At 53.5% G+C, this 299-nt stretch carries 1 protein-coding gene and 1 pseudogene; both read right to left on the bottom strand.

The genetic code is table 11. The features are described 5' to 3' along the window. Positions 1–181: pseudogene (locus Q5Y71_RS17745) on the bottom strand (transposase); the annotation flags it as partial. After that, on the bottom strand, positions 171–290 hold the full coding sequence (locus Q5Y71_RS17750) for a transposase (RefSeq protein WP_371877098.1): 120 nt from the start codon (positions 288–290) through the stop codon (positions 171–173). The gene Q5Y71_RS17750 and the pseudogene Q5Y71_RS17745, both read right to left, overlap by 11 nt. Positions 291–299: the final 9 nt, after the last annotated feature.

Consider the following 299-nt stretch of genomic DNA (forward strand, 5'->3'; position numbering starts at 1 on the left):
GGAACACCTTGCGCTGCTTCGTGGCCTTGCGAATGACGCTGTTCAGAGACTCAATAGCGTTGGTAGTATAGATCATCTTGCGGATCTCCGGCGGATACTCAAACAGCGTAATCAAGTTTGGCCAGTGCGTGGCCCAAGACTTGCTAATCTGCGGGTAGGTATCATCCCACTTATCCGCGAAACGGTCTCGCTCCACCTGTGCAGCCGCTCTTCAGGACAATGCAGTCGAGATAGACAATGGGATAGACCCGGTCCAATGGACGGTTTTGCCACTCTGTGACAGCCTCCAGAACTTGCTC

Origin of the sequence: Microbulbifer sp. 2205BS26-8 (assembly GCF_030731025.1) — a bacterium.
GTDB lineage: Bacteria > Pseudomonadota > Gammaproteobacteria > Pseudomonadales > Cellvibrionaceae > Microbulbifer > Microbulbifer spongiae.